This window comes from Streptomyces sp. CB01580, from assembly GCF_001905795.1.
Lineage (GTDB): Bacteria > Actinomycetota > Actinomycetes > Streptomycetales > Streptomycetaceae > Streptomyces.
On record NZ_LIXJ01000002.1, the window covers coordinates 311,739 to 327,162 of the forward strand.

General features: G+C 72.4%; 15 protein-coding genes and 1 pseudogene. 10 read left to right on the top strand and 6 right to left on the bottom strand.

Annotated elements, in window-relative coordinates:
* Positions 1–9 precede the first annotated feature (9 nt).
* Both dapE and AMK22_RS03895 read left to right on the top strand, forming a co-directional pair.
* Complete coding sequence (dapE, locus tag AMK22_RS03890; protein ID WP_073781987.1) at positions 10–1,089, top strand: succinyl-diaminopimelate desuccinylase; 1,080 nt, start codon at positions 10–12, stop codon at positions 1,087–1,089.
* A gap of 107 nt (positions 1,090–1,196) precedes the next feature.
* Entirely contained in the window at positions 1,197–1,946 is a 750-nt protein-coding gene (locus tag AMK22_RS03895) for a TIGR00730 family Rossman fold protein (RefSeq protein WP_073781792.1), read from the top strand.
* A gap of 113 nt (positions 1,947–2,059) precedes the next feature.
* Here the strand turns inward: AMK22_RS03895 and folP are convergent, their stop codons facing one another.
* Positions 2,060–2,932, bottom strand: a complete 873-nt coding sequence (gene folP, locus AMK22_RS03900) for a dihydropteroate synthase (protein ID WP_073781793.1) — start codon at positions 2,930–2,932, stop codon at positions 2,060–2,062.
* Between the two features lie 223 nt (positions 2,933–3,155).
* Here folP and AMK22_RS40550 point away from each other — a divergent pair.
* Together AMK22_RS40550 and AMK22_RS03910 are read left to right on the top strand one after the other, a co-directional pair.
* Positions 3,156–3,465: pseudogene (locus tag AMK22_RS40550) on the top strand (DivIVA domain-containing protein); the annotation flags it as partial.
* A 262-nt stretch (positions 3,466–3,727) separates the two neighbouring features.
* Positions 3,728–4,330, top strand: a complete 603-nt coding sequence (locus AMK22_RS03910; protein ID WP_073781794.1) for a DNA-3-methyladenine glycosylase I — start codon at positions 3,728–3,730, stop codon at positions 4,328–4,330.
* Positions 4,331–4,428: 98 nt separating this feature from the next.
* Here AMK22_RS03910 and AMK22_RS03915 read toward each other — a convergent pair whose 3' ends face one another.
* Positions 4,429–5,241 (bottom strand): enoyl-CoA hydratase/isomerase family protein, encoded by an 813-nt coding sequence (locus AMK22_RS03915; protein WP_073781795.1) that lies wholly within the window; start codon positions 5,239–5,241, stop codon positions 4,429–4,431.
* A gap of 324 nt (positions 5,242–5,565) precedes the next feature.
* Here AMK22_RS03915 and AMK22_RS03920 point away from each other — a divergent pair, with 324 nt between their 5' ends.
* On the top strand, positions 5,566–5,733 hold the full coding sequence (locus tag AMK22_RS03920) for a DUF3117 domain-containing protein (protein WP_003966491.1): 168 nt from the start codon (positions 5,566–5,568) through the stop codon (positions 5,731–5,733).
* 243 nt (positions 5,734–5,976) lie between these two features.
* Here the strand turns inward: AMK22_RS03920 and AMK22_RS03925 are convergent, their stop codons facing one another.
* Positions 5,977–6,642, bottom strand: coding sequence for an O-methyltransferase (locus AMK22_RS03925; protein ID WP_073781796.1), 666 nt, complete (start codon positions 6,640–6,642; stop codon positions 5,977–5,979).
* A gap of 180 nt (positions 6,643–6,822) precedes the next feature.
* On the opposite strand from AMK22_RS03925, the gene sigE reads away from it, so the two are divergent.
* From sigE to AMK22_RS03950, 5 genes are all read left to right on the top strand, one after another.
* Positions 6,823–7,587, top strand: a complete 765-nt coding sequence (gene sigE, locus AMK22_RS03930) for an RNA polymerase sigma factor SigE (protein WP_199883109.1) — start codon at positions 6,823–6,825, stop codon at positions 7,585–7,587.
* On the top strand, positions 7,584–8,678 hold the full coding sequence (locus AMK22_RS03935; protein WP_073781798.1) for a zf-HC2 domain-containing protein: 1,095 nt from the start codon (positions 7,584–7,586) through the stop codon (positions 8,676–8,678). The genes sigE and AMK22_RS03935 overlap by 4 nt, the downstream gene beginning before the upstream one ends.
* 125 nt (positions 8,679–8,803) lie before the next feature.
* Positions 8,804–10,552 (top strand): trypsin-like peptidase domain-containing protein, encoded by a 1,749-nt coding sequence (locus AMK22_RS03940; RefSeq protein ID WP_199883110.1) that lies wholly within the window; start codon positions 8,804–8,806, stop codon positions 10,550–10,552.
* A gap of 99 nt (positions 10,553–10,651) precedes the next feature.
* Positions 10,652–11,137, top strand: a complete 486-nt coding sequence (locus AMK22_RS03945) for a sec-independent translocase (RefSeq protein ID WP_073781989.1) — start codon at positions 10,652–10,654, stop codon at positions 11,135–11,137.
* Between the two features lie 118 nt (positions 11,138–11,255).
* Entirely contained in the window at positions 11,256–11,915 is a 660-nt protein-coding gene (locus AMK22_RS03950) for a hypothetical protein (RefSeq protein ID WP_199883111.1), read from the top strand.
* Between the two features lie 89 nt (positions 11,916–12,004).
* Here AMK22_RS03950 and AMK22_RS03955 read toward each other — a convergent pair whose 3' ends face one another.
* The 3 genes from AMK22_RS03955 to AMK22_RS03965 form a co-directional block, all read right to left on the bottom strand.
* Positions 12,005–13,138, bottom strand: coding sequence for an Mrp/NBP35 family ATP-binding protein (locus AMK22_RS03955; protein WP_073781799.1), 1,134 nt, complete (start codon positions 13,136–13,138; stop codon positions 12,005–12,007).
* Between the two features lie 189 nt (positions 13,139–13,327).
* A complete protein-coding gene (locus tag AMK22_RS03960; RefSeq protein ID WP_073781800.1) occupies positions 13,328–13,894 on the bottom strand; it encodes a DUF1003 domain-containing protein in 567 nt (188 codons plus the stop codon).
* Entirely contained in the window at positions 13,884–15,158 is a 1,275-nt protein-coding gene (locus AMK22_RS03965; protein ID WP_073781801.1) for a magnesium transporter MgtE N-terminal domain-containing protein, read from the bottom strand. Before AMK22_RS03965 ends, AMK22_RS03960 begins: the two co-directional genes overlap by 11 nt.
* Between the last annotated feature and the right edge of the window lie 266 nt (positions 15,159–15,424).

The window sequence follows — 15,424 nt, forward strand, 5'->3', positions numbered from 1 at the left end:
GTCGGTGCCATGACCGAAAGCACCCTTGATCTCACTCTGGACGGCCCCGCGCTGACCGCACGGCTCGTCGACTTCCCGTCGGTCAGCGGACAGGAGAAGGAACTCGCCGACGCCATCGAGGCGGCACTGCGCACGCTGCCGCACCTGACCGTCGACCGGCACGGCAACAACGTCGTGGCCCGGACGCACCTGGGCCGTGCCGAGCGGGTCGTGCTCGCCGGGCACATCGACACCGTGCCGATCGCCGACAACGTGCCGTCCCGGCTCGACGACGACGGCGTGCTCTGGGGCTGCGGCACCTCCGACATGAAGTCGGGCGTCGCCGTCCAGCTGAGGATCGCCGCGACCGTGCCCGAGCCCAACCGCGACCTCACGTTCGTCTTCTACGACAACGAGGAGGTCGCCGCGCACCTCAACGGTCTCGGACACGTCGCCGAGGCCCACCCCGACTGGCTGGCGGGCGACTTCGCGGTCCTCCTGGAGGGTTCCGACGCCGAGGTCGAGGGCGGCTGCCAGGGCACCCTGCGGGTCTTCCTGCGCACCGAGGGGGAGCGGTCCCACTCCGCGCGCAGCTGGATGGGGTCCAACGCCATCCACGCCGCGGCCCCGATCCTGGCGCGCCTCGCGGCGTACGAGCCGCGCCGCCCGGTCATCGACGGCCTCGAATATCACGAGGGCCTGAACGCGGTACGGATCGAGGGCGGTGTCGCCAACAACGTCATCCCCGACGCCTGCACCGTCGTCGTCAACTACCGGTACGCCCCCGACCGCACCGCCGAGGAGGCGCTGGCCCACGTCCGCGAGGTCTTCGCGGACTGCGGCGTCGCCGAGTTCGTCGTCGACGACCACTCGGGCGCGGCCATGCCCGGCCTCTCCCACCCGGCGGCGAAGGCGTTCATGGCGGCGGTCGGCGGCACCGCCCGGCCCAAGTTCGGCTGGACCGACGTCTCCCGCTTCGGCTCCCTCGGCGTCCCCGCGGTGAACTACGGACCCGGCGACCCGCTCCTCGCCCACAAGCGCGACGAGCACGTGCGGACCGACCGGATCACCCACTGCGAGGAGCGGCTTCGCTCCTGGCTGACCGGCTGACCTCAGGGATTCGCCCGCGCGTAACCTCCGTGGATCTAGGCTGACCTGACAGAGACGGTCATCACGGACGACGGATGGCTGTCGACCGTCGTCGGAGGGAGCAGGTCATGGGCAACCCCGAAGGAGCGCACGTCCCCGAGGAGCAGCGGCTCGGGCCGGTACTGCGCCGCAGGGAACAGGTGCAGCCCGGCACCACGGACCAGCGGTTGCTGGACACCGAGGGCGACTCCGAGTGGGTGCACACCGACCCGTGGCGGGTGATGCGCATCCAGTCGGAGTTCGTCGAGGGCTTCGGCGCCCTCGCCGAGCTCCCGAGCGCCATCAGCGTCTTCGGCTCGGCCCGGACCCGGCCCGGCGGACCGGACTACGAGGCGGGCGTGCGGATCGGCCGGGCCCTGGTCGAGGCCGGCTTCGCGGTGATCACCGGTGGTGGCCCCGGCGCCATGGAGGCCGCGAACAAGGGTGCGCGGGAGGCCAAGGGCATCTCCGTCGGGCTCGGCATCGAGCTGCCCTTCGAGTCCGGTCTCAACCCGCACGTCGACATCGGGGTCAACTTCCGTTACTTCTTCGTCCGCAAGACGATGTTCGTGAAGTACGCGCAGGGCTTCGTCGTCCTGCCGGGCGGCCTCGGCACCCTCGACGAACTCTTCGAGGCGCTCACCCTCGTCCAGACCGGCAAGGTCACCCGCTTCCCGATCGTGCTGTTCGGCACCGCGTACTGGAGCGGGCTCGTGGACTGGCTGCGGGACACGGTGGTGGCGCAGGGCAAGGCGTCCGACCAGGATCTGCTGCTGTTCCACGTCACGGACGACGTGGACGAGGCCGTCGACCTGGTGACCAAGGAGGTCGGCCGGTAGGACGTGCCGGTACGGCGCGACCGCGCCGGTGGGGCGTCCCGTGCCCGGCGGCCGCCGGGCAGGTCGTACCCGTCGGCCCGCGCACCCGGGAGCCGGTCCGTCGGGCCGGTCCGTCAGGCCAGTCCCCGCCGCGCCACGGCGGGCTCCCGGTGTCCCGCGATCGACGCGACCATGTCCAGCACCTGCCGGGTCTCCGCCACCTCGTGCACCCGGTACACCCGGGCGCCCAGCCACGCCGACACGGCCGTCGTCGCCAGCGTCCCGATCACCCGCTCCTTGACCGGCCGGTCGAGCGTCTCGCCCACGAAGTCCTTGTTCGACAGCGAGACCAGGACCGGCCAGCCGGTCTCCGCCATCTCGCCGAGCCTGCGCGTCGCCTCCAGGGAGTGCCGGGTGTTCTTCCCGAAGTCGTGACCCGGGTCGATCATGATCCCGTCCGGCCGCACCCCGAGCTCCACCGCCCGCTCGGCCAGCCCCACCGTCACCCGCAGGATGTCCGCCATCACGTCGTCGTACGCGACCCGGTGCGGCCTGGTCCGGGGCTCGGCACCGCCCGCGTGCGTGCACACCAGACCGGCGCCGTACCGCGCGGCGACCTCCGCGAGCTTCGGGTCGACGCCGCCCCACGCGTCGTTCAGCACGTCCGCGCCGGCCTCGCAGACGGCCTCGCCGACGTCGTGGCGCCAGGTGTCGACGCTGATCACCACGTCCGGGTGGCGGCGGCGCACCTCCGCGACGAACCCGACCGTGCGGCGGGCCTCCTCCTCGGCCGTCACCTCCGCGCCGGGACCCGCCTTCACCCCGCCGATGTCGATGATCGACGCCCCGTCCGCGACCGCCTGCTCGACCCGGGCCAGCGCGGGCTCGTCCCGGAACGTGGCGCCCTGGTCGTAGAAGGAGTCCGGAGTACGGTTCACGATCGCCATGATCACCGGCTCGTGCGCGTCGAACTCGCGCCGTCCCAGCCTGAGCGCACCGCTTCGCATCCCGCGTTTCTCCTCTGGTAGATCGCCCGTGGTCGCCTGCGACCCTAGTGCCCCCGCCCCGGTACGGGCCCGCCGGGCGAGGATGCGCCGGGCCGCCGGACGGGGAAGCGCGCGGCACCGGTTGTCGGTGGGGCGTGGCACCGCCGCACGGGGAAGCACGCGGCACCGGTTGTCGGTGGGGCGTGGCACGATCGGACGCGGACAGGTTTCCGCTCCAGGGGAGATGCGCGTGTTCTGGTTCTTGCTGCTGACGATGGTGGTGGTCGTGGCCACGGTGACCCTCGCGGTGGTCGGTGGCGGAAAGGCCGCCGTCCTCCAGGACGTTGCTCCCGAGCGGCTGACGGACCCGCTGCCCGCGACGCGCCCGGTCGGCCGCGCCGACGTCGAGGCGCTGCGGCTGCCGGTGGCCGTGCGGGGCTACCGCATGACGGACGTCGACGAGGCGCTCGACCGGCTCGGCGCCGAGCTCGCCGAGCGGGACGCGCGGATCGTGGAGCTGGAGTCGGCGCTGGCAGGCGCGCAGGCGGCCGCGGCCTCCGCCCCCGGTCTCCTCGAACGGCCGGAGGCCGGTGCGCATCCGGTGCAGGAGCGGCCGGAGGACGTGACGAGGCAGCCGCCGGAGCGGCCCGAGGACCGTTCCGAGGCGCCGTGGGAGACCTCGCGGCAGGACACCGGGCCCGAGGGGGACCCGGAGCAGGACCCCTGGCACGACCCGCAGCAGCACGATTCCCAGCAGAGCGACCCACGGCGCCACGAGCCCCGGGGGGCGGAACGACCCGGAGAGGAGCCCCGACGATGAGCGGCGGCACGATGACGGCACCGGACGGCGGCCCGCGCTGCCCGTGGGGGCTCTCCACCGAGGACTACCTCGCATACCACGACACCGAATGGGGCCGCCCCGTCCACGGCGACGACGCCCTCTTCGAACGGCTCTGCCTGGAGGCGTTCCAGTCGGGTCTGTCCTGGCTGACGATCCTGCGCCGCCGGGAGGGCTTCCGTTCCGCCTTCGCCGGGTTCAAGATCTCCGCCGTGGCGGAGTTCACGGACGCGGACCAGGACCGCCTCCTCGCCGACGCCGGAATCATCCGCAACCGGGCGAAGATCGAGGCGACCCTCGCCAACGCCAAGGTGCTGGCCGGCTGGCGCGACGGCGAACTGGACGAGCTGATCTGGTCCCACGCCCCCGACCCGGTCGGCCGCCCGGTCCCGCACACCGTCCAGGACGTCCCCGCGGTCACCCCGGAGTCCACGGCGCTCGCCAAGGACCTCAAGAAGTGCGGCCTCCGATTCGTCGGACCGACGACGGCCTACGCCCTGATGCAGGCGTGCGGCCTGGTCGACGACCACCTGGCCGACTGCGTGGCGCGCGGCGGCGGGGCATCCGGCTCCGCTTCCTGACCGGGGCCGGGGCGGAGCCGGACGCCCCGGCCCCGCCCCGCCCCGCGTCGTCGGCCGTGCGCGTATGCCCGTACGTACGCCGGAGACGGCTCAGCAGGTCACCGGCCGAGGTACGTCGGCTTCTCCTTGTTCAGGAACGCCCGCACCGCGATCGTGTGGTCCTCGGACTTGCCCGCCCGCGTCTGGAGTTCGTCCTCCTTCTCCAGCGCCTCGCTCAGGCCGTGGGAGGCGCCGAAGGCGAGTGACTCCTTGAGCGAGGCGTACGCCACCGTCGGGCCGGAGGCCAGGGCGCGGGCCACGGCGACCGCCTCGGCCGCCAGGTCGGCGGCGGGCACCAGTTTGTTCACGATGCCCAGCTCATGGGCTTCCCGCGCGGAGATCGAACGCGGGAAGAGCAGCAGATCGGCGGCGCGGCTCCGCCCGATCAGCCGGGGCAGCGTCCAGGAGACGCCCGAGTCGGCGGTGAGCGCGACCCCGGCGAAGGACGTGTTGAAGGAAGCGGTGTCCGCGACCACCCGGTAGTCGCAGGCGAGCGCGAATCCGAAACCCGCACCGGCGGCGACACCGTTCACCCCGGCCACGACCGGCTTGGGCATTTCGGTGATGGCCCGGACGATCGGGTTGTAGTGCTCCCGCACGGTGCTCAGCGCGTTGCCGCCGCCGGACCCACGGGCCTCGTCGAGCTTGTCGACGTGCTCCTTCAGATCCTGGCCGACGCAGAAGGCGCGTCCCGTCGCGGTGAGCAGCACGGCCCGTACGGCGGCGTCGGCCGCCGCAGACCGCAGGGCGTCGCGCAGCGCGACCTTGACCGCGGTGTCCAGGGCGTTCATCGCGTCGGGGCGGTTGATCGTGATCGTCGCGAGTCCGTCGCTCACCTCGTAGAGCACGCTGTTCGCCGTCTCGTCGGCCATTTCGCTGTCTCCTTCTACGCCTCGGACGATGTGCTGTCCGGGAAAGCATGGCCGACCCGGACACCGGCGAACATGTGACCTGCGTCTAACAATCGTGCTCAACCACGCTCCGGTGAGGGGGCGAAGCGACGGAGTATCGCAGCCTGATCGTCGAATTGGGTGGTTTTGGGAGCGCGCGTTGCGCAAGCGATGCCTACTGATGTTGGTCATTGGGGTCTGTGATGCGGGATAATGGCCAGGAAGCAATGTGTTCGATGCCGGTGACACAGCGCCTGTCATGGGGCCGCCGGTTGCGATGAGCTGGTTTCAGGAAGGGGAACGAGCATGGCGGCCATGAAGCCGCGGACGGGCGACGGCCCGCTCGAGGTGACCAAGGAGGGGCGGGGCATCGTCATGCGCGTTCCGCTCGAAGGCGGCGGTCGGCTTGTCGTGGAGCTGACTCCGGACGAGGCCGATGCGCTCGGTGACGCCCTCAAGAAGGTCGTCGGCTGAAGCAGAGGCGCCCACACTTCGTCACTGCCCCGGCACGGTCACCCGTGCCGGGGCAGTGACGCTTCGTGACCGGTTTTCCGCCCTCCCTCACGCAGCCGCCACCAACGCGTGGCCTGCCGTCACCATGCGACCGCGCCGCCATCATCCGGCCGCGGCGATACGCACCGTCCGCGGTCGCACGCTCCGGCGCCCCTTGGCCGTACGCTCCGGCCTCGACCCGTCGCGCTCCGCGCGTACGCCTCGTCAGCCCCGCCGCACCGCGCACAGCAGTCCGTTGCCCACCGGCAGCAACGTCCCCATCAGCTCCTGGCTCTCGCGCACCGCCCGCAGCAGCTCCCGCAGCCGCAGCACCTCCGTGGGCTGCGCCGCGGCGTCGACCGTGCGGCCGTCCGCGAAGACGCCCTCGAAGCAGACCAGCCCGCCGGGGCGCAACAGGCGCAACGATTCGGCGAGGTAGTCCAGGCTCTCCAGCCGGTCCCCGTCGCAGAACACCAGGTCGTAGCCGCCGTCCGCGAGCCGCGGCAGCACGTCCAGGGCGCGCCCGGGGATGAAGCGGGCCCGATTGGCGGCGAAGCCCGCCGCGCGGAACGCCTCACGGGCGAACTGCTGACGCTCGGGCTCCGGATCGACGGTGGTGAGCACCCCGTCGGGCCGCATTCCGTACAGCAGATAGAGTCCGGAGACACCGGTTCCGGTGCCGATTTCGGCCACGGCTTTGGCGTCCGTCGTGGCAGCGAGCAAGCGCAGCGCGGCGCCGGTGCCTGGTGACACCGGGCGGAGCCCCGTCTCCTGGGCCCGGTCCCTGGCCCAGAGCATCGCTTCGTCCTCGGCGACAAAGGCGTCGGCGAACGCCCAGCTCGTCTGCCGGTTGGCGGTAATGACCCTCTCCTGTCCCCGTAGTTGGCGCAACGGTGACTGTATCCGCTGTGCCCGGGAACCCGCAGATGGGACCGGACGTTGTACGGGGGCGGGGAGAGCCCGTGGAAAACGGCCCGGAGGACCGGGCCGGGGCCACGGGGCGCGGTTCCGGGGAGTTCCCCGGCCCCCAGCAGGAAAAAGGCTTATCCGGAGCTAACGGGCGAGGTGGTTATGGTAGGGGCTCCGCTGGACACCACCAGAGCCGATAGGGGAGGTGCGGCTGCGCCTGCGGATCGGGGAGGAGTGCTGAAGCGCTTTCTCAGGTCGGCGGGTGAGCCGAAATCCGTGACCGACATCGCTGACCGTTCTTCCGCCGTCTCCGCGCCGACCGCGACCTTCGCCTCAGATGCGGACTCCCAGGCGTGGACACCGCCCTCCTGGGAAGAGATCGTCAGCACGCACAGCGGCCGGGTCTACCGTCTCGCCTACCGTCTGACGGGCAACCAGCACGACGCGGAGGACCTCACGCAGGAGGTCTTCGTCCGCGTGTTCCGGTCGCTGTCGACCTATACGCCGGGCACGTTCGAGGGCTGGCTGCACCGCATCACGACCAACCTGTTCCTGGACATGGTCCGCCGCAAGCAGCGGATCCGTTTCGACTCCCTCGGCGACGACGCCGCCGAGCGGCTGCCGAGCCGTGAGCCGTCCCCGCAGCAGGTCTTCAACGACGCCCATTTCGACGCGGACGTGCAGCACGCGCTGGACACCCTCGCGCCCGAGTTCCGTGCCGCCGTGGTGCTCTGCGACATCGAGGGCCTTTCGTACGAGGAGATCGCCGCGACGCTGGGTGTGAAGCTCGGCACCGTGCGCAGCCGCATCCACCGCGGCCGTTCGCACCTGCGCAAGGCGTTGAAGCACCGTTCGCCCGGGGCCCGGCGCGTCGAGCAGCCGTCGCTGGCGGGCGCGATTCTGGCAGGGGAGGGCGGAACGGCGTGAGCGGCACGGGTCCGACCCCCGCGGAACAGCATCTGGGGGACCGGCTCGCCGCGCTTGTCGACGGCGAGTTGAAACACGACGCCCGCGAACGGGTGCTGGCCCACCTCGCGACCTGCGCCAAGTGCAAGGCCGAGGCGGCGGCCCAGCGCCGCCTGAAGAGTGTCTTCGCGCAGTCGGCCCCGCCCTCGCCGTCCGAGGGGTTCCTCGCCCGGCTGCAGGGCCTTCCCGGGGGCCCGGGGAATGACGACGACGGCCGGGGAGGACCGTTCGGCGACTCCGGGCGGTTCACCGACGGATTCCTGCCCGTGAGCCGTCGGCCCGGCAGCCGTACGGCCACCGGGCACGGTCCGGGGCTCGGCGGCTTCGGCTACCTCCCGGACGACGGGCACGGCTCCACCGCCGTCCTCCCGCGCGCAACCGCCCGCGCGGATCTCCGGCTGCCCGGCGGGTCCGCCCGCACCGGCTTCCGGATCCACGAGGCCGGCCGTGAGCCGGACCGGGCGGCATCGCGCGGCCGGAGGTTCGCCTTCGCCGCCGCCGGTGCCGTGTCGCTGGCGGCCATCGCCCTCGGCGGCGCCCTCCAGACGGGGGCCGGTACCAGCACCCCGGCCAGGGCGGCCGGCGCCGGGAACACCGTGACCCCGCCCGACACCGCCCGCGGCGAGAGCGGCGGCTCTGACCGCTTCCGCCGCGGCGGAAGCGGTCAGAGCGCCCCCACCACGACGGAGACGTACGACCGCGCGGGCACCCCCGCCGCCCCGCCGACCGTGCCGGAGACCACGCCGGCGCCGTACGCCGCTCCCGCGCTCTCCGCCTCCACCAACCGCCTCCCGGTTCTCTCGGACCTCTCCGGGGGCCCGGGGCTCCTGCACAACACCCTCGACGTCCAGGCCCTGCCCCAGGTGTCGGCGCCACCGCTGATACGTCCGACCGGGACCACCCCGCTGTTCGCCCAGGTGCTGGGGCGGCTCGCCCCGACGCCGACGCCGACGGCACCCGTGCCGTCCGTGCCGCCGTCCTGGACGCCTCCTCCGGCCACGGCTCTCCCGACCTCCGCGGACCAGGGCACGCCGCTCTCCTCCCGACGGTGAACGCCTCCCGGCGCTGAACGAGGTCTGCGCAGACAATCGCAAACCTGGTTGAATTCCGGGTGGAGTTCCGGGAGGGGCGCCCCGCCCGGGGCGCGGTGCCCGGTCGCGGCAGTTGCGGGGAGAACATGGAAGACGCGAAGTCCACCGGGCCGAAGGCGAAGTGGTGGAGCCGGCCCGCGCCGGGGCATGCCACCCGCCCCGAGCCGGACGGGCCGTCCTCCCCGCAGGACGCCACGCCGCCCGCCGACACGCCGGAGACCGCGCACATTTCGCACCCGGCGCACCTGGACCCTCCGGGCGACTCCGGGGCCCCGTCCCCCGAGGCGTCCCCGTCCCCCGGGGCCGGGCCCGGGGCGTCGCCCTCCACGACCGGGACCGCGTCCCCCGGGGCCGGGCCCGCTGCGCCCGCCCCGGCGGCGCAGCCGATGCGGCCGCTGCACGAGCCCGACGAGTACAGCACCCCGCCGTACGGGGAACCCGGCCCCTGGGCGCCCGCGCCCCCCGTGCAGCGGCCGGTCCCGACCCCGGCGCACGGCACCCCCGTGCCCGCGCCGTACGCGGGGACGAACGGCGCGGGTATCAGTACCGCACCGGCGCCCGGCTTCACACCCCAGGCGCCCCCGCTCCCGCAGCCCGGTGCCCGGTCGGCGCAGCCGGCACCCCCGGCCCAGTCGACGCAGTGGCTCCAGTACGACCCCTGGGGCGCCCCGCGCCAGCCGCTGACCCACCCCGGCCCGCCGCTCGGCGCCGACGGCGGGAGCAAGAAGAAGCGCCGGGGTTCCGTCCTCGTCGGCGCGCTGCTGCTCGCGCTGGTGGCGGGCGGGATCGGCGGCGGGATCGGCGCCTACGTCGAGCGCAACGGCGGCCTCACCCGCGTCGAGCTCCCGCAGGCCGGCCGGAACGACGGCGGCCGGGCCCCCGACAGCGTCGCGGGCATCGCCGCCAGCGCCCTGCCCAGCGTGGTCACGCTCCACGTCAGCGGTACCAGCGAAGCGGGCACCGGCACCGGTTTCGTGCTCGACAAGTCCGGCCACATCCTCACCAACAACCACGTCGTGGCCCCCGCCGGTTCCACCGGCCGGATCACCGTGACGTTCAGCGGTGGCGAGACCGCGCGCGCCGAGGTCGTCGGCAAGGACAGCGGCTACGACCTCGCGGTGGTCAAGGTCACCGGCGTGTCCGGTCTCAAGCCGCTGCCACTGGGCAATTCCGACAACGTGCGGGTCGGTGACCCCGTGGTGGCCATCGGAGCCCCCTTCGAGCTGTCCAACACGGTGACCTCGGGCATCATCAGCGCCAAGGACCGCCCGATCACCGCGGGCGGCGAGAAGGGCGACGGCAGCGACATCAGCTACGTCGACGCGCTGCAGACCGACGCCCCGATCAACCCCGGCAACTCCGGCGGACCGCTCGTCGACACCGACGCACATGTCATAGGCATCAACAGCGCCATCCGCGCCGCCGACGGCGGCTCCGGCACCGACGGCGGACAGTCGGGGTCCATCGGGCTCGGCTTCGCCATACCGATCAACCAGGGCAAGCGCGTCGCCGAGGAGCTGATCAACACCGGCAGGGCCACTCACCCCGTGATCGGTGTCACGCTCGACATGAAGTACACCGGCGACGGCGCCAAGGTCGGGGCCGAGGGCGCGGAGGGCAAGCCCGCGGTGACGCCCGGTGGGCCCGGCGCCAAGGCCGGGATCAGGCCGGGGGACGTCATCACCGAGGTCGACGGCCGACGGGTGCACAGCGGTGAGGAACTGATCGTGAAGATCCGGGCGCACCGGCCCGGCGACCGTCTGGACCTCGGACTGACCCGCGGCGGTAGAGAGCTGTCCATCTCTGTGACGCTCGGGTCGGCAACCGGCGGCTGACGGCCGTGGGGCGCTACCGCGCGGGCAGTCACGGCGGGTACCGTGGAGCCGGTCCGGACCGCAACCGCCCTGGTCGCGGAGAACACGAGGAGCGACAAGGTGTTCAATGACATAGGCGTCATGGAGCTGCTGACGCTCGCGATCCTGGGCATGCTGATCTTCGGCCCGGACAAGCTGCCCAAGGTCATTCAGGACGCCTCGCGCTTCATCCGCAAGGTCCGCGAGTTCTCGGAGAGCGCCAAGCACGACATCCGCGCGGAGCTGGGGCCGGAGTTCAAGGACTTCGAGTTCGAGGACCTCAACCCCAAGACGTTCGTCCGCAAGCAGCTCATGGCGGGCGAGGACGAGCTCGGGCTGAAGGAGATCCGCGAGAGCTTCGACCTGCGCAAGGACCTGTCCGAGGTCACCGACGCGGTGAACGGCAGGGAGCCCGCGGCCGTGGAATCCGCCGACTCCCGCGGCGGAGCGTCGAGCGGTTCGGCGATCGGCGGTGCGGGCGGGTCCGCCGGTACTCCGGACCTGCTCAAGAAGCGTCCGCAGCCCGTGAAGGACGATCACCCGCCATTCGACGCCGACGCCACCTGACGGTGGTCAATCCCGGGTCGTCCGGACGCTATGGCTATTCTCCATCTGTCCGGTTGTGAGGATGCCCGCGGGGGGCGGGCCGCTCCGGACCCCATGGATCGAGGAGGCGGCCGGGCAGATGGAGACGACCAGTCGGGTGGGCGCGGAGGACGCGCCGGGCACAGTCACCGCCGAGGGGACGTCGGCTGCCCGGCGCGTGGTCGATGGATTCCTGGCCGCTCCGTTTCCCTGGTACGGACTGGACGGCGCCTTCACCGGACCGCGCCGGCTGGTGCAGATCGGCGCCGCGGCGGACGGCCCGGTGCGGCACGGTTCCATCGGCCACGGCGACGAGCCGTCGGTACGCACCGACGCGAGTGGTGAACGGCAGCGGTTCGCGATCGTCGTGACAGTGGCCGGCGGCCCCGAACAGCGCAGCGGCGACGGCACCGGACGGCTGGACGCGACGACGGTCGCCTCCGCGGCGTGGCTGGCCGGGTCCGGGTTGCTCGCCTGCACCTGGCCCGCCCATCTGGACCACGCGCTGCGCGACGACTGGCTGAGCCAGCAGACGGAGACGGCGTTCGAACTCGCCGACGATCTGGACGGGCCCGCGTGGTCGACGCTGTCCCTGCCGGTGGACGGCGTCCCGGTGCCGTTCCACTACCGCGAGTCCGAGTTCGGCTGGGTGCTGGCGGGGTCGGCGCCCGGTGAGGTGCACATCGGCGCGTACGGGCGTGGGATGAGCGCGTACGGGCTGGGCTTCTCGGTCGTCGAGGACATCACGGCGTACGCGTAGCGGATGACGCGGGCCCGCCGTACGCGCGCGCGTACGGCGGGCCCGCCTCCAGTGAGCGGTCCAGCGGGCCGCGGCTCAGAAGCCGCGGCTCAGAACTTGTTGCGCGGGGTGATGCCCAGGGACATGCCGGACAGTCCGCGACGGCGGTTGCCGAGCTTGTCCGCGATGGTGCGCAGCGCCTTGCCCGCAGGGGAGTCGGGGTCGGACAGGACGACCGGCTCGCCCTCGTCGCCGCCCTCGCGCAGCCGCACGTCGATCGGGATGGAGCCGAGCACCGGCACCTCCGCGCCGACCGTCCGTGTCAGTCCCTCCGCGACCTTCGCGCCGCCGCCCGTACCGAACACGTCGACCATCTCGCCGCAGTGCGGGCACGGCATGCCCGACATGTTCTCGACGACACCGGCGATCTTCTGGTGCGTCTGCACGGCGATGGACCCGGCCCGCTCGGCGACCTCGGCCGCCGCCTGCTGCGGCGTCGTGACGACGAGGATCTCGGCGTTCGGCACGAGCTGCGCGACCGAGATCGCGATGTCGCCCGTCCCCGGCGGCAGGTCGAGCAGCAGGATGTCCAGGTCGCCCCAGTACACGTCGGCGAGGAACTGCTGCAGCGCACGGTGCAGCATCGGCCCGCGCCACACCACCGGAGCGTTGCCCGGGGTGAACATGCCGATGGAGATGACCTTCACGCCGTTCGCCGACGGCGGCATGATCATGTTCTCGACCTGGGTCGGCTTCCCGCTGGCGCCGAGCATCCGGGGCACGCTGTGGCCGTAGATGTCGGCGTCCACGACACCGACCTTGAGGCCGTCGGCCGCCATCGCGGCCGCCAGGTTCACCGTGACCGACGACTTGCCGACGCCGCCCTTGCCGGAGGCGACCGCGTAGACCCGGGTCAGCGAGCCCGGCTTGGCGAACGGCACCTCGCGCTCGGCCGTGCCGCCGCGCAGCGAGGCCGCCAGTTCCTTGCGCTGCTCGTCGCTCATCACGTCGAGCGTGACGTCGACCCGCGAGACGCCCTCCACGCGGGCGACCGCTTCGGTCACGCTCTTGGTGATCGTCTCGCGCATCGGGCAGCCCGAGACCGTGAGATAGACCGTGACAGCGACCGCACCGTCAGCGCCGACCTCGACCGATTTCACCATGCCGAGTTCGGTGATCGGGCGGTGGATCTCCGGGTCGTTCACCGTCGCCAGTGCCTCGCGCACCGCGTCTTCCGTAGCCATACCTCGATAGTACGGGTGCGCGCAGCGCTCGTTGAGGGTGGTGGTGGGCGACGGGCGGGAGGGTGCGCGCAGCGCTCGTTGAGGGTGGTGGTGGGCGACGGGCGGGAGGGTGCGCGCAGCGCTCGTTGAGGGTGGTGGTGGGCGACGGGCGGGCCTACGGCGCCTTTCGCTACGTGCGAGTAGCAGCCCTCAGCGGTCTTCGTCACTCCCGTCCGCGTGAGCAGGGGGACGGCCCCGCCGGTCGTCCAGGTACCTGACGAGATCCTCCAGTTCGGAGCGGATCCAGTCGCGGGTGGCGACCTCGCCCAGCCCCATCCGCAGGGCCGCGATCTCCCGGGTGAGGAACTCGGTGTCCGCGATGGAGCGCTCGTTCTGCTTGCGGTCCTGCTCGTAGGTGACCCGGTCGCGGTCGGTCTGCCGGTTCTGCGCGAGCAGGATCAGCGGGGCCGCGTACGACGCCTGGAGCGACAGCATGAGCGTCAGGAAGATGAACGGGTACGGGTCGAACCGCCAGGTGGGCGGCGCGAAGACGTTCCACATCAGCCAGGCGAAGATGAACAGCGTCATCCAGGCGATGAAGCTCCAGGTGCCCAGGAAACGGGCGATCCGCTCGGAGAGCCGGCCGAAACTCTCGGGGTCGTACTCGGGCAGCAGCCTCGGCCGCGGGGTCTTCGGCTGGTCCAGCCGGTAGCGGGGTGGGCGCACGATGCCCGAGGCACCGGTCGTCGCGGCCTTCGCGCGGTCCTCACCGGCCATGGGCGGCCTCCCCCTCGCCACGGAAGTCGGTCTCCCGCCAGTCCTCGGGCAGCAGATGGTCGAGCACGTCGTCGACGGTCACCGCGCCGAGCAGCGAACCACTCTCGTCCACGACCGGCACCGAGACCAGGTTGTACGCGGCCAGATAGCTCGTCACGGCCGGCAGCGGGGTGTCCGGGGTCAGGGGGACGAGGTCGCTGTCGACGATCGAACCCACCAGGGCGTACGGCGGGTCCCGCAGCAGCCGCTGGAAGTGCACGGTGCCCAGGTATTTGCCGGTCGGGGTCTCGTCCGGCGACCGGCACACGTACACCTGCGCGGCGAGCGCCGGGGACAGGTCCGCCTGCCGGACCCGGGCGAGCGCGTCGGCGACCGTCGCGTCCGGCCGCAGGATGATCGGCTCGGTCGTCATCAGGCCCCCCGCCGTCCGTTCCTCGTACGACATCAGGCGCCGCATGTCCGCCGCGTCGCCCGGGCGCATCAGTGCCAGCAGCCGCTCCTTGTCCTCCTCGGGCAGCTCGGACAGCAGGTCGGCCGCGTCGTCCGGGTCCATGGCCTCCAGGACGTCGGCCGCGCGCTCCTCCTGGAGCTTGCCGATGATCTCCACCTGGTCGTCCCCGGGCAGCTCCTCCAGGACGTCGGCGAGCCGCTCGTCGTCGAGCGCGGCGGCGACCTCCGACCGACGCTTCGGCGACAGGTGGTGCAGCGCGTTCGCCACGTCGGTCGGGCGCAGCCGCTCGAACGTGGCGACCAGGGTCTCGGCGCCCTGCCCCTCCTCCTCCAGCGAGAACCCGCTGACCGCCGACCACTCGACCGTCAGCGTCTCTCCCTTGCGCCGCAGGGCCCCGCCCCGGCCCCTGCGCACGAAGTACTTGTCGATCTCCCAGTCGCGGCGGGCCGGCAGCTGCTGGATGGCGACGTCGAGGACGGTGACCTCCTCGCCGGTCTCCACGAGCCGGACGCGCCGGTCCAGGAATTCGCCGAGCACCAGCCGCTCGGTCGGGCGCTGCTCGAAACGGCGCATGTTGACCACGCCGGTGGTGATGACCTGACCGGACTCGATCCCCGTGACACGGGTCATCGGAACGAAGATCCGGCGCCTGGTCAGCACCTCGACGACGAGACCGAGCAGCCGGGGCGGACGCCCGCCGACGCGCAGCATCGCGACCAGGTCGCGCACCCGGCCCACCTGGTCGCCGGTGGGGTCGAAGACCGGGACGCCGGCGAGATGCGAGACGAAGACCCTGGGGGCGCCTGCCGCCATGGTGCGTCTCCTTCTTCCGTCTCCTCCGGGGACGACGACTCCGACCGGGAACGGTTCCGGTCGGGTACGACTCCGGCGCGTACGGCTTCGCGATCTCTTCCGTGTACGACTTCGTCGTCCAGCCTGTTTGGCCGTCAATCATCCGTTATGACGGGATCAGGCTAGCCCGTGCCGCTCCGTGTCGCTCCGGCGGAGCGGTCCGTACGACTCCCTGCCGGACGGTGTGATCGGCACGGGTACGCTGCGGTCTGCCACCCCGCCACGCA

Coding starts and splice junctions, on each gene's coding strand:
- dapE (WP_073781987.1), top strand. CDS start 10: ATGACCGAAAGCACCCTTGATCTCACTCTGGACGGCCCCGCGCTGACC.
- AMK22_RS03895 (WP_073781792.1), top strand. CDS start 1,197: ATGGGCAACCCCGAAGGAGCGCACGTCCCCGAGGAGCAGCGGCTCGGG.
- folP (WP_073781793.1), bottom strand. CDS start 2,932: ATGCGAAGCGGTGCGCTCAGGCTGGGACGGCGCGAGTTCGACGCGCAC.
- AMK22_RS03910 (WP_073781794.1), top strand. CDS start 3,728: ATGAGCGGCGGCACGATGACGGCACCGGACGGCGGCCCGCGCTGCCCG.
- AMK22_RS03915 (WP_073781795.1), bottom strand. CDS start 5,241: ATGGCCGACGAGACGGCGAACAGCGTGCTCTACGAGGTGAGCGACGGA.
- AMK22_RS03920 (WP_003966491.1), top strand. CDS start 5,566: ATGGCGGCCATGAAGCCGCGGACGGGCGACGGCCCGCTCGAGGTGACC.
- sigE (WP_199883109.1), top strand. CDS start 6,823: ATGGTAGGGGCTCCGCTGGACACCACCAGAGCCGATAGGGGAGGTGCG.
- AMK22_RS03940 (WP_199883110.1), top strand. CDS start 8,804: ATGGAAGACGCGAAGTCCACCGGGCCGAAGGCGAAGTGGTGGAGCCGG.
- AMK22_RS03950 (WP_199883111.1), top strand. CDS start 11,256: ATGGAGACGACCAGTCGGGTGGGCGCGGAGGACGCGCCGGGCACAGTC.
- AMK22_RS03955 (WP_073781799.1), bottom strand. CDS start 13,138: ATGGCTACGGAAGACGCGGTGCGCGAGGCACTGGCGACGGTGAACGAC.
- AMK22_RS03960 (WP_073781800.1), bottom strand. CDS start 13,894: ATGGCCGGTGAGGACCGCGCGAAGGCCGCGACGACCGGTGCCTCGGGC.
- AMK22_RS03965 (WP_073781801.1), bottom strand. CDS start 15,158: ATGGCGGCAGGCGCCCCCAGGGTCTTCGTCTCGCATCTCGCCGGCGTC.